A 10665-nucleotide genomic window follows, 5' to 3' on the forward strand; every position below is an offset into this window, starting at 1 on the left:
GCCACCGCCCACGAGCAGGGCTCGTGGGCGGTGGCCGAGCGGACCGGCCGCGGTGGCCGTGAGTCCTTCCGCGGCCATCAGACCTTCAGGGCCTTGCCGGTCTCGTCCAGGACGTGCATCGCGGACAGCGGTCCGCCGAACAGCCAGGTGCCCGGGTCGAGTGCCAGTGCCTTGTCGCTCTTGACGAAGCCGAGGCCCTTCCAGACGGCGTTGCCCGCGAGGGCGCCGGTGAAGGGGTTGTCGTTGTCGGCGGCGACGTACAGGAAGGTGGCGTCCTTCTCGACCTGCGTGAGGCCCTCGACACCGACGGTGGTCATGCCCCAGGCGTCGGCCTGGCCCTTCCAGCCGTTCTTGAGGCCGGCCAGGTTGAGCACCTGCGGGGCGATGGCGTCGTCGGTGAGCATGCGGACGGAGGCGGCGCCGTTGGCGGTGAAGCCCTGCGCGAGCGCGTACTTGAGGCCGCTCTTGCCGGCCTTGTCGAGGCGGCCCTTGAGGTCGGCGGCCTTGGCGTCGATCCGCGCGTTGACCTCCGCGGCCTTCTCGGCCTTGCCGACGGCCTTCGCCAGCTCGGTGAAGTTCTTCTTCATCGTGGTCAGCTGGGGCTTGGTGGTGTACGTGAAGGAGAGGACCGGCGCGATGGCCTGGAGCTGCTTGAGATTGGCCTTGGAGCGCTCGTTGTCGATGACGATGAGGTCGGGCTGGAGCGCCTTGATCTTCTCCAGGCTGGGCTCGTTGCGGTTGCCGACGTCGGTGACCTGGGCGGGCAGGGCGGCGCCCTCGGCGGTGATCCAGGTGCCGTAGCCCTTGTTGTCGGCGTTGCCGGCGGGGGTGACGCCGAGGGCGACGAGTTCCTCGGCGTAGGTCCACTCCAAGGTGACGACCTTGGTGGCCGGCTTGTCGAGGCTGACCTTGCCCAGCGCGGTCTCGACGGTGATGCCGCCCTTCGCGGAGGCGTCCCCGCCCGGCTTGGTGTCCGCGGTCTCGCCGACCGTGCCGGAGCCGCAGCCGGCGGCGGCCAGCACGACGGCCAGGACGGTGCCGCCCGTGGCGAGGGCGCGCAGCATTCTCTGCATGGTGGGTCTCTCCTTGTGTACGTACGGCCGTGCGGGGACGGGTCGTTCGGGTACGGGTCTGCGGGCGCGTCCGGGGTGTGCCGGGCGGTCCGGGGTACGCCGCGGCCCGCCACGGTGCGGGGGCAGGGGCGTACGGCGGGCGCCGGGGCGACCGGCGGCCCGCCGGGCCGGCTCTCCGGCGGGGCGGCTCGGGGAGCCGGGTCAGGGCGAGGCGGCGGACGCCCCGGCGCGCTGCGGGAAGCAGGCGAGGTAGCCGGTCGACGGGTCGCGGACCACGGTGACCCGCAGCCCGAAGGCGCGCTCGATGACGTCGGAGGTGAGGACGGTCTCCGGGGCTCCGGTGGCGGCGACCCCGCCGTCGGCGACCACGACGACCTCGTCGGCGTAGGCGGCGGCCTGGGTCAGGTCGTGGAGGACGACTCCGCAGGCGATGCCGTGTTCGCGGGCGAGGCGCCGGACGACGTCGAGCACGTCGAACTGGTGCCGCATGTCGAGGTAGGTGGTGGGCTCGTCGAGCAGGAGGACGCCGGCCCGCTGGGCCAGGACCATGGCGAGCCAGGCGCGTTGGCGTTCGCCGCCGGAGAGTTCGTCAAGTCGCCGGTCGACCAGGGGGGCGGCGTCGGTGACGTCCAGGGCCCAGTCGATGGCCTCGGTGTCCTCGGCGGTGTGCCGGGCGAGGGCGCCGCGGTGGGCGTACCGGCCGTGCCGGACGAGTTCGCGGACGGTGACTCCGGCGGGTGCCTGGGAGGTCTGGGGGAGGAACGCGAGGCGCTGGGAGAGTTCCCGGCGCGCGAGGGAGCGCAGGGGCTCGCCGTCGATGCGGGTGTCACCGGCGAGGGGTGGCAGGAGGCCGGCCACGGTCCGCAGGAGGGTGGACTTGCCGCAGCCGTTGGGGCCGACGAGGACGGTGATCTCACCGGCGCGTAACGCGAGGTCCACCTGCCGGAGCACCGTGCGGCCGCCGTGCCCGACGTCGAGGCCGTTCGCCACCAGGCGGACGTCGCCCATGGACATCACGCTCCTTCCCCTTGGGCCGAACTGACCGCGCCACCATACAACTTAGGTAAGGCAGACCTTAGGGGTGGTTCCGTGTTCGTCCCGGCTTGTGACCATGTCGAGATCTCCCGCACGACCGCGCGCCCCGCACGCGTCCGCGCGACCCCTTGTCCCTCCGCACGGCGGAGGGGTAGGGCGCGGCGGAGCGTACGGGGCGGAGGTACGCGGTCGGCGTGCGGCGCTCAACTGCGGCGCACGGCCCCGGAGATGAGTTCGCCGCCCGGCGCGTGGGCGGGCGCCGCCGTGCGGACGGCCTCCGGAACGGACGCCGTGCCGTCCCCGGCGACCGGCAGCCGGTAGAGCGCGAAGGCGCGGCCGATCACCGGCTGGGCGACGTTGCGGACGCGCACACCGCCCGCCGTCATGCCGTGCTCGGTGCCGAGGTGGGCGTGGCCGTGGACGGCGAGGTCCGCCCCGGCCCCGTCGATCGCCTCGGCGAGCAGGTAGCTGCCGAGGAAGGGATGGATCTCCAGGGGTTCGCCGGCCAGCGTGTCGGGCACGGGCGCGAAGTGGGTGAGGGCGATGCGGACGGCGCAGCCGGCCGCGGAGAGGTCGCCGAGCGCGAGCGCGAGCCGTTCCGCGCTGAGCCGGGTGGTCCGGACGAAGGCCTTCATCTCCGGTTCGCCGAACTCGCCGGCGCTGCGGCCCACGAAGCCGCCGCAGAATCCCTTGACCCCCGCCACGCCGACCTTGTGCCCGGCGACGGGCAGCACGACGGCGTCCCCCTCCAGGACCGTGATGCCGGCGTCGGTGAGGACCTGGGTGACGGCCGCCTCCTCACCGGAGTGGTAGTCGTGGTTGCCGAGGACCGCGACCACGGGCACGCCCGCGTCCGCGACCTCCTCGGCGACCACCCGGGCCTCCTCCACGGTGCCGTGCCGGGTCAGGTCGCCGGCGAGCAGGAGCAGATCGGCGCGGTCCGGCAGTCCGGCGAAGGCGGGCCGGAGCACCCCGGCGCAGTCGGGCCCCAGGTGGATGTCGCCGACCGCCGCCACCCGGACGACGGTGCCGTGCCCGTCGGAGCGGGCGGTCTCGGACGTGGGGTCCGGGCCGGGGGCGGGATCGTGCGCGGGCCCGGCCCCGTCCGGCGTCGTGGTGAGCGGACGGCCCGGCGTGTCCGGGGTCGTCGGCGGCCTCGTCACGGCAGTTCCTCCCAACGGTCGGGTGCGTCGGCGCAGGCCACGACGAGATCGGCGCGGACCGTGAGGCCCGCCAGCTCCTCGCGGGCCAGGCGCAGGATCTCGTCGCGCCGGGACGCGGTCGGCACGGTTCCGGTCAGCAGCACCGAGGTCCCGCGCTGTTCGACCTGGACGCCGAGCTCGGCCACGTCGTCGGCGGCGAGCCGTTCCCGCAGCCGCGCGATGCGGTATTCGTCCTCGTGGGGCGCGGTGAACTCGATCATCGTTCCGGCCCTCCTCCTCCGCCCGGGCGAGGCTGTCCCGGGGCCGCGCCCGGCTCTCCCTGCGCCGGGCCGGCTCCCGCCGCGCCCGCCGGCGGGATGACGTCGAGCAGTTCGAGCAGATAGAGGAAGGCGGCGGCCATCGGCAGGCCCTCCGTCTCCTCGCGCACCCGCTCCCACGTGACCCGCTCGCGCAGTCCGCGGGCGACCGGCAGGAGGGCGCCGAAGTCGCAGTGGTGCTCGGAGAGCGCCGTGAGCCGGCTGATCATGAGGTCCGTCGGGTCGATGACGGGCATGTGCACCGAGTCGACGGGCAGCGTCCAGGCGCGTTCGAGCAGCTCCGTGGTGACGGGCCGCCCGGCGAGGGAGAAGATCAGGTCGATCTCCTCGCCACCGCTGCGAGCCTTCACCAGCCAGTCCTCGGGCGGGTCGATGACCAGGACGCCCTTCTCGCGGAGGAGTTCGGTGACCGTGTCGGCGTCCTCGCGGCGCAACACGAAGTCGGTGTCGTGCTGGAGGCGCACGGGGATGCCGTACGCGTACGCGGCCACGCTGCCGACCAGGGCGAAGGGACAGCCCGAGGTCTTCAGGAGGGCGGCGATCTCCTTGGTCGTCTCCAGGATCGCCTGGGTGTGGTCGGGCGGCAGCACCGGCATGCGGGCCCCCGTCTCCACCACCGCTCCGGCACCGCCGCCGGCGTCGTCCCGCCGGCCGTCGGCGCGTGCCGCGCGGGCGCCGCGACGCCCTGCCGTGAGGTTCATGAGGCCCTCCTCTCGTACCCGGTCACCTTCTGTCGAGGGGGCCGGAGCCCTGCCTGTACCCCGTTCCTCCGGAAGCATCCCCGCGCTCACGCGTCACCCCTCTGTCCCGCCTCGTCCCGGCCCGCGCCGGGAAGGTCGTCGATCGGCACCCGCAGGGCGCTCCCGCCCGCCTCCCAGGCACCGGTGATGTGTGCGGCCAGATCGTCCTCCAGGAGGACGGTCGCCTCCACGCCGAAGGCGACGTCGCCGGCGAGTTCCGGTTCGTCCGCCAGCAGGCCGCCGACCACCTCGCGCCGTACCAGCTGCTCGTGGACGGCGTCGGCCTCCACGTGCTCGTCGTAGAAGTGCACCGCCGCCTCGCCCGCGCCGATCCGGCGCATCGCGGCGGAGATCCGGGCCGCGGCCGGGGAGGAGGTGATCTCCAGGGCCGCGAAGTGGCCGACGAGGGCGCCACGGCGGGCCCGGTGGAGCCCGAGGAGGGACATCAGGTTGACCGTGGCCAGCGTCTCGGCGCCCGCCGCCTCCAGGTAGCGCCCGTAGGAGGGGTCGAGTCCGAGGTCGCTCATCAGGTCGGCGAAGAGACGGGCGTGCATGGCCTCGGCCCGGCCGCAGCCGAACTCGTCGTACTCGATCGCCACCATGGCCGCCTTGGCCCGCCCGCGCAGCCGGGGCACGACCCACAGGTGGGGGTCGGCCTCCCGGAGCTGGTAGACGGACCGCAGAGCGGCGTACTCGCGCAGCTGCTCCCTCGTGCCGTCGCGCACGAGGTGGTCGGAGACGCCGTGCCCCTCGGCCGGTTCGGTCAGGAGCGCCGCGAAGGCCTCGTCGACATCGGTGAACCGGCCGCAGCGGTCGCGCAGCGCGTCCTCGAAGCGCTCCTCCATGAGGGAGCGCAGCCGCAGCAGGTCCGGGTCCCACTCGACGGCGTCCGGCACCTGGTCGAAGCCCCGGTAGTGCAGTTCGTAGGCGAGGTGCAGCGCCAGCTGCAGGTCCTCCCCGTACGGGTCGGCGCCGGCCGTCGACCGGCGGTCCGGCAGGCTCCGGCCGACGCCTCGCAGATAGGCGTGGACGGCCTCGGACAGCTCGCCACGGGGTGGCGGCAGCTGCGGGCGTCCGGTGTCGGCTCGTACTTCCGTCCCTTGTGGGACTGTGATCGTCATGGCAGGCCTCCTCGCCAGGGTGAGGGCGGGTGCCAGGCGGGTGCCCCGTTCCCGGCGGCCTATGCCTGACCGGGGCGGACGGCCCGGCAGGACGGCCGGAATCCGGGTCCCCCGGGGGCGCCGGTACGGGCGGATTCCGGCGGGGACCGGTTGCGGGGCGCGGCCCCGGGGCAGTCGCTCCGCGTCCGCCGGGCGAGCGGCGGTGTCCGGGAGGCATCCGATGACCGGTGCGAAAGAGAAGGGCCCCACCGGGCCCGAGGCCTACGGCGCGACGCCGTGCCGGCGCACGGGGGCCTGGAGGCGTACGCGCGGGCGGCGGCCGGGTGCGAGGGGTGCCCGCTCCACCGGGAGGCGAGCGGGACGGTGTTCGGCCGGGGGGACCCGCACGCGCGGATGATGCTGGTCGGGGAGCAGCCCGGGGACCAGGAGGACCGGGAGGGCGTGGCGTTCGTCGGACCGGCCGGACGGCTGCTGTCCAGGGCGCTCGGCGAGGCCGGGATCGACGAGGAGGGCCTGTACGTCACCAACGCCGTCAAGCACTTCAAGTTCGCCCGGGACGAGACGCGCAAGCGGCGCATCCACAGGACGCCCACCGTGCGGGAGACGCCGGCCTGCCGTCCGTGGCTGACGGCCGAGCTGCGGCTCGTCCGCCCGGAACTGGTGGTCGTGCTCGGCGCGACGGCCGGCCGTTCGCTGCTCGGACCCTCGTTCCGGGTCGGAACGGACCGGGGCGTGCCCCGGCCGCTGCCGGCGGCGACGGCGCGGTCCGGGTCCTGGCGACCGTGCACCCCTCGGCGGTGCTGCGCGCCCGGGACCGCGAGGAGATGTACGCGGGGCTGGTGGCCGACCTGCGAACGGCGGCGGACGCGCTCTGACGCGCGCCGGGCGCGCGCTCCCACGGCACCCGGACGGGCGGCGCCCGGGCGGGTGACACACCGTGCCCGTTCGGCCGAGGGTGCGCCGCCGGGGCCGCGCGGCCGTGCAGGGTGGGGGCGTGGCGACCATCAGGAACACGGCCCCGGTGGCCCCGGAGGGCCGACAGGACCCGCGCCGTCGGGCGGCGTTCACCCGCGTGGCCGTCGGCGCCCTGCTCGCCGCGGCCGTGCTGTCCGGCTGCGGGGCCACTGCCCCGCGTGAGGACGGCGCCCGCCGCGCCGCCGGGCGGTTCACGGCCGCGCTGGCCGCCCAGGACTTCGGCGCCGCCTGCGGTCTGCTGGCCCCCGGGAGCCGGGAAGAGCTGACCGAGGACGGGAAGGCCCCGTGCGACCGGGCGCTGCGCTCCCTGGAGCTGCCGAGCGGCGGCGGGGCGCGGGCGGTCGAGGTCCACGGGCGCCAGGCCCTGCTCCGTACCGACGACGACACGGTGTTCCTGTCCCAGTTCGACGAGGGCTGGCGGGTCACGGCCGCCGGCTGCGTGCCGCAGCCCGACGACCTGCCGTACCGCTGCTCGCTGAAGGGAGCCTGACCATGAAGGCGGTGTTCATCGGCTGTCTGGCGATCATCCTCGGAGGTCTCGCCTACTTCACCGCGATCGGGGCGATGCAGCGGTGACGCCGGACGGCGCGCACCGCACCGGCCACCGCGGCGGCTTCTGGCGGTCGAACAGCCTGACGCTCACCTTCGGCGGCGCCTTCCTGGTGGTCCTCGCCGCACAGGCCGTCGCCGGAAACGCCGAGTTCAACGAGCAGCTCGCCGTCGAGGGGCTTCAGCGGATCGGCCTCGGCCCGTATCTCATGTCCTCGGACTTCGCCGTCGACGTCACGGAGAACTGGCAGTCGGAGTTCCTGCAGTTCTTCCTGTACGTGTACGGGACGGTCTATCTGCTCCAGCGCGGGTCGCCGGAGTCCAAGCCGCTGGACCGGGTGGGCATCGAGAGCGAACGCGACCAGCGCGTCGGCGAGCACGCGACGCCCGAGTCGCCGCGCTGGGCGGCCGACAAGGGCCGGCGCCAGTCGGTGTACGCGCACTCGCTCGGCCTGGTCATGGCCGGCCTGTTCCTGCTTTCGTGGCTGGCACAGTCCGTCGCCGGGACCGCCGCGCACAACGAGATGCGGCTGCGGCAGCTCCAGGACCCGGTGAGCTGGGCCTCCTACCTCGGGTCCGCGGACTTCTGGAGCCGGTCCCTGCAGAACTGGCAGTCGGAACTCCTGGCCGTGGCCTCCATGGCGGTGCTCTCCGTCTACCTGCGCCAGCGCGGGTCCCCGGAGTCCAAGCCGGTCGGGTCCCCGCACCACGCCACGGGCGTCGAGGGCTGACACGCACGGGCGGGGCGCCGTGGAGGCCGCCCCGCCCGTGTCAGGCGTCGTCGCCGGAACGGCTCGCGTCCGGTGCCCCGTCAGGGCGGTCGGCCCCGTCGGCGTCGTGTGTGCCGTCCGGGTCGTTCCTGTCCTCCGCGTCCTTCGCGTCCTTCCCGGGCGTGTGCCGCTTGCCGCGCACCGCCCGCTCCCGGGGGCGATGGCTCGTGTCGCAGAAGGGCGCGCGGAGGCTGCGCCGGCAGGTGCAGAGGGCGATCACCGGGCGTTCGCACAGGCGCGTCTCGCCGTCGGGGAGCACGATCTCCAGCGGCCCCTCGATGAGGAGCGGCCCCTCGCGCAGAGGGACGGCGCGCGGGACCCCGGGCCGGGACCGCGGCCCGCCGCCGAGGCCCCCACCCGGCACGGGGCCGGGCGCCGGGGTGCGGGCCCCGTTCACCGCCGTGGGCTCGTCGTGCGCGGCCGTGGGCTCGTCGTCCGTCGTCGTGGGCTCGCGGGACGTGTTCATGCCGCCTCCTCGCTCTCCGCCGCGGTGTCCGGCCCGGGGGTCCGTCCGTCCGCGCGCATCCCCCGCTCCGTGGGGTCCCCGTCCCGGGCCGCCTCCCCGAAGCGCTCGGCGCCGACCTCGCGGACGGCCCGGATGACCACCAGTTCCTCGTGGCGCACGCCCGGCGGGACCAGACCGCGCGCCTCGAACCAGCGCGCGCGGGACGTCATCACCGGCCCGAAGGGCTGATCGCTCCTGGCCGCCACGCGGGCCTTCAGCCCCGACCTCTTCAGGGCCTCGAGGCTGGCGTCCACCCCGGAGAGGGAGGACTGCACCAGGAGGAGAACGCCCTCGGGGGCCAGAACGGAGGGCGCGGCGCGGCAGATGCGGTCGAGCAGGAGCCGCCCGTCGCGTCCCGCGTCCCAGGCGCGCTCCGGACCCCGGGCGGGGACGTGCGGGGCGTCGGCGGGGACGTACGGCGGATTGACGGTCACCAGGTCGAACCGCTCCCCCGCCACCGGCCGGGTGAGATCGCCGCGTACGACGCGGACGCGGCACCCGTGGACCCGGGCGTTCAGTCGGGCGGTGGTCACGGCGGCACCGGAGATGTCGACGGCCGTCGTCTCGGCGCCCCTGCGGGCGGCGGCGATGGCGAGGACGCCGGTGCCGGTGCACATGTCGAGCACCTTGTCGCCGGGTCCCACGTCCTCACGGGCGAGGGTGTCGAGGAGGAGCTCGGTGTCCCCCTGGGGGGCGTACACGCCGGGCGGAGTGATCAGTCGCATCGGGCTCATTCCGCGCGATTACCCGGCGCCGATCGGGACATGCGTGGAGCGACGGGACATGCGTGGTTACGCCGGGAAGGCCCGGGTAGCAGAGTATCCGTCCCGTTACGCCACCGAACGAGGGAGATGAGCACGATGGTGCACGACACGATCCAGGTGGACGCGCCGCTGCGTGAGGTGTACGACCAGTGGACCCAGTTCGAGGAGTTCCCCCGGTTCATGGACGGCGTGGAGTCGGTCCAGCAGATCGACGACCGGCACCTGCACTGGCGGACCAAGATCGCCGGAGTCACCCGTGAGTTCGACGCGGAGATCGTCGACCAGCTGCCGGACGAGCGGATCTCCTGGCGCACCGTCGGAGGTGACGTCAAGCAGAAGGGCGTCGTCACGTTCGAACCGGTCGACGACACGCACACCCGGGTGACGCTCGCCCTGGACATGGAGCCGGAGGGCTTCGTGGAGAAGGCGGGCAAGGCCCTCGGTGTGGTCGACAGCCGGGTGGAGGGCGACCTCAAGCGGTTCAAGAGCTTCATCGAGGACCGCGACCGCGCGACCGGCGCCTGGCGCGGCCGGCTGAGCCCGGGTGAGGCGGGCGGCGGTACGGCCGGTGGCGGTACCGCCACCTCCCCGGGCACCCCGCCGCCGGGCCAGGGCAACCCGCCCGGCTCCTGGCCGGCATCCTGACGCACGGCCGGGCACGGCGCCGGACGCCCGCCCGCACGAGCCGGCCCGAAGAGGGGCCGACCACGGGGCCCGGGAGGACGACCGTCCTCCCGGGCCCCGGACATGTCCGGGGCAGGACGGCCCTGGCGCGGAGGCGGCCGGTGCGGGACGACCCGGGTCCCGGGCATGTCCGGGGGCAGTACGGCCCCAGGAGCGGAGGCGGCCGGCCCCGAGGCGGTGCGGGTGCGGAGGCGGTCGACACGTGACGACCGGAGCCCCGGAGCCGCCCGCGCGGGCGTCCGCCGACCCTCCCGCGCTTCTGCGTCCGGCCGGGCCACAGGTCACAGGGCCGGGGGTTGGGCCGGTCCCCGGTCCTGCCGGTCCCGGGCGGGCCGCAGGCCCGGGCGCCGCCCCGGCGCACCGCGCGAACCGGCCGACCGTCGCGTGCGTGTTCCCGTGCCGCCTGGGCAGACGCCGGGCTGAGCCGAGGAGCGTCGCCATGATCCGGTTGTCCGAGGTCCTCTCCTTCCTGCAAGGAGTCCTCACCCTGTGGGCCGTCCGCGCACGCGCCGACGCGGGGCCGCGCGGCGGCCCCCGCGAGCCGGTCGCGCCGTACCGGGGCGTCCGGGCGGCCGGACGGAGGGCGGTGCGACTCCCGTGAAGGACTTCGAGCTGCTCGAGATCTGCCTGCACACGGAGGAGCGGGGCCGGGTCGACGTACCGTTCGCGGAGACGGGAGAGGCCCCGGCCATCGAGCTGCCGGAGGGCGCGGTGGTCGGTGTGGGCCTCGTGTTCCGGCTCGGCCGGGACATCGACGGGCTGGCCTTCGAGGACACCCGCGTCCGGGAGGGCAGTGTCCTGGCGCGCACCCACACGGCGCTCGGCGGATTCCGCTCGGGCGGACCGTACGAGATCCGGCTCTCCGCCGAACGGCTCCCCGTCGGGCGGGCCCACTGCGGCACGTACGAGGTGACGGGCCGCTTCCTGGACGGCGACGGGCAGGAACTCGCGGTACGTCCCGGCCGCGAG

The 10665-nt window shown here is 74.9% G+C and carries 13 protein-coding genes and 1 pseudogene; 6 read left to right on the forward strand and 8 right to left on the reverse strand.

Annotation, left to right across the window (positions count from 1 at the left end):
• Positions 1 to 77: 77 nt before the first annotated feature.
• The 6 genes from RIF68_RS14430 to RIF68_RS14455 form a co-directional block, all read right to left on the reverse strand.
• On the reverse strand, positions 78 to 1073 hold the full coding sequence (locus RIF68_RS14430; RefSeq protein ID WP_309051636.1) for an iron-siderophore ABC transporter substrate-binding protein: 996 nt from the start codon (positions 1071 to 1073) through the stop codon (positions 78 to 80).
• 201 nt (positions 1074 to 1274) lie between these two features.
• On the reverse strand, positions 1275 to 2081 hold the full coding sequence (locus RIF68_RS14435) for an ABC transporter ATP-binding protein (RefSeq protein ID WP_309051637.1): 807 nt from the start codon (positions 2079 to 2081) through the stop codon (positions 1275 to 1277).
• A 230-nt stretch (positions 2082 to 2311) separates the two neighbouring features.
• Complete coding sequence (locus RIF68_RS14440; RefSeq protein WP_309051648.1) at positions 2312 to 3124, reverse strand: metallophosphoesterase; 813 nt, start codon at positions 3122 to 3124, stop codon at positions 2312 to 2314.
• Between the two features lie 143 nt (positions 3125 to 3267).
• Positions 3268 to 3531 carry a BON domain-containing protein gene (locus RIF68_RS14445; RefSeq protein ID WP_309051638.1) on the reverse strand — a complete coding sequence of 88 codons (264 nt, stop codon included), beginning with the start codon at positions 3529 to 3531 and terminating at the stop codon, positions 3268 to 3270.
• A complete protein-coding gene (locus RIF68_RS14450; RefSeq protein ID WP_309051639.1) occupies positions 3528 to 4289 on the reverse strand; it encodes a nucleotidyltransferase family protein in 762 nt (253 codons plus the stop codon). The genes RIF68_RS14445 and RIF68_RS14450 overlap by 4 nt, the downstream gene beginning before the upstream one ends.
• A gap of 86 nt (positions 4290 to 4375) precedes the next feature.
• Positions 4376 to 5449 carry an iron-containing redox enzyme family protein gene (locus RIF68_RS14455; RefSeq protein WP_309051640.1) on the reverse strand — a complete coding sequence of 358 codons (1074 nt, stop codon included), beginning with the start codon at positions 5447 to 5449 and terminating at the stop codon, positions 4376 to 4378.
• A gap of 276 nt (positions 5450 to 5725) precedes the next feature.
• Here RIF68_RS14455 and RIF68_RS14460 point away from each other — a divergent pair.
• The 3 genes and pseudogenes from RIF68_RS14460 to RIF68_RS14470 all read left to right on the forward strand — a co-directional run bounded on the left by RIF68_RS14460 (position 5726) and on the right by RIF68_RS14470 (position 7704).
• A pseudogene (locus tag RIF68_RS14460) lies at positions 5726 to 6324 on the forward strand (UdgX family uracil-DNA binding protein).
• Positions 6325 to 6443: 119 nt separating this feature from the next.
• Positions 6444 to 6914 (forward strand): hypothetical protein, encoded by a 471-nt coding sequence (locus RIF68_RS14465; RefSeq protein WP_309051641.1) that lies wholly within the window; start codon positions 6444 to 6446, stop codon positions 6912 to 6914.
• Positions 6915 to 6996: 82 nt separating this feature from the next.
• On the forward strand, positions 6997 to 7704 hold the full coding sequence (locus RIF68_RS14470; protein ID WP_309051642.1) for a DUF6766 family protein: 708 nt from the start codon (positions 6997 to 6999) through the stop codon (positions 7702 to 7704).
• 40 nt (positions 7705 to 7744) lie between these two features.
• On the opposite strand, the gene RIF68_RS14475 is transcribed toward RIF68_RS14470, so the two are convergent.
• Positions 7745 to 8209: a CDGSH iron-sulfur domain-containing protein gene (locus RIF68_RS14475; protein WP_309051643.1), complete on the reverse strand. Its 465-nt coding sequence runs from the start codon at positions 8207 to 8209 to the stop codon at positions 7745 to 7747.
• Positions 8206 to 8973, reverse strand: coding sequence for a HemK2/MTQ2 family protein methyltransferase (locus RIF68_RS14480; protein ID WP_309051644.1), 768 nt, complete (start codon positions 8971 to 8973; stop codon positions 8206 to 8208). Before RIF68_RS14480 ends, RIF68_RS14475 begins: the two co-directional genes overlap by 4 nt.
• A gap of 126 nt (positions 8974 to 9099) precedes the next feature.
• Here RIF68_RS14480 and RIF68_RS14485 point away from each other — a divergent pair, with 126 nt between their 5' ends.
• The 3 genes from RIF68_RS14485 to RIF68_RS14495 all read left to right on the forward strand — a co-directional run.
• Positions 9100 to 9657 (forward strand): SRPBCC family protein, encoded by a 558-nt coding sequence (locus RIF68_RS14485; protein WP_309051645.1) that lies wholly within the window; start codon positions 9100 to 9102, stop codon positions 9655 to 9657.
• A gap of 478 nt (positions 9658 to 10135) precedes the next feature.
• Complete coding sequence (locus RIF68_RS14490; RefSeq protein ID WP_309051646.1) at positions 10136 to 10297, forward strand: hypothetical protein; 162 nt, start codon at positions 10136 to 10138, stop codon at positions 10295 to 10297.
• Positions 10294 to 10665, forward strand: a 372-nt coding sequence (locus RIF68_RS14495; protein WP_309051647.1) for a hypothetical protein, incomplete at its 3' end; no start/stop codon positions are given. The genes RIF68_RS14490 and RIF68_RS14495, both read left to right, overlap by 4 nt.

Source organism: Streptomyces sp. (assembly GCF_031178505.1).
Classification (GTDB): Bacteria; Actinomycetota; Actinomycetes; order Streptomycetales; family Streptomycetaceae; genus Streptomyces; species Streptomyces gulbargensis.

Bases quoted from the DNA above. Each gene is read 5' to 3' on its own strand.
- RIF68_RS14485 (WP_309051645.1), top strand. From the start codon at position 9,100: ATGAGCACGATGGTGCACGACACGATCCAGGTGGACGCGCCGCTGCGT.
- RIF68_RS14450 (WP_309051639.1), bottom strand. From the start codon at position 4,289: ATGAACCTCACGGCAGGGCGTCGCGGCGCCCGCGCGGCACGCGCCGAC.
- RIF68_RS14475 (WP_309051643.1), bottom strand. From the start codon at position 8,209: ATGAACACGTCCCGCGAGCCCACGACGACGGACGACGAGCCCACGGCC.
- RIF68_RS14480 (WP_309051644.1), bottom strand. From the start codon at position 8,973: ATGCGACTGATCACTCCGCCCGGCGTGTACGCCCCCCAGGGGGACACC.
- RIF68_RS14445 (WP_309051638.1), bottom strand. From the start codon at position 3,531: ATGATCGAGTTCACCGCGCCCCACGAGGACGAATACCGCATCGCGCGG.
- RIF68_RS14490 (WP_309051646.1), top strand. From the start codon at position 10,136: ATGATCCGGTTGTCCGAGGTCCTCTCCTTCCTGCAAGGAGTCCTCACC.
- RIF68_RS14430 (WP_309051636.1), bottom strand. From the start codon at position 1,073: ATGCAGAGAATGCTGCGCGCCCTCGCCACGGGCGGCACCGTCCTGGCC.
- RIF68_RS14455 (WP_309051640.1), bottom strand. From the start codon at position 5,449: ATGACGATCACAGTCCCACAAGGGACGGAAGTACGAGCCGACACCGGA.
- RIF68_RS14435 (WP_309051637.1), bottom strand. From the start codon at position 2,081: ATGGGCGACGTCCGCCTGGTGGCGAACGGCCTCGACGTCGGGCACGGC.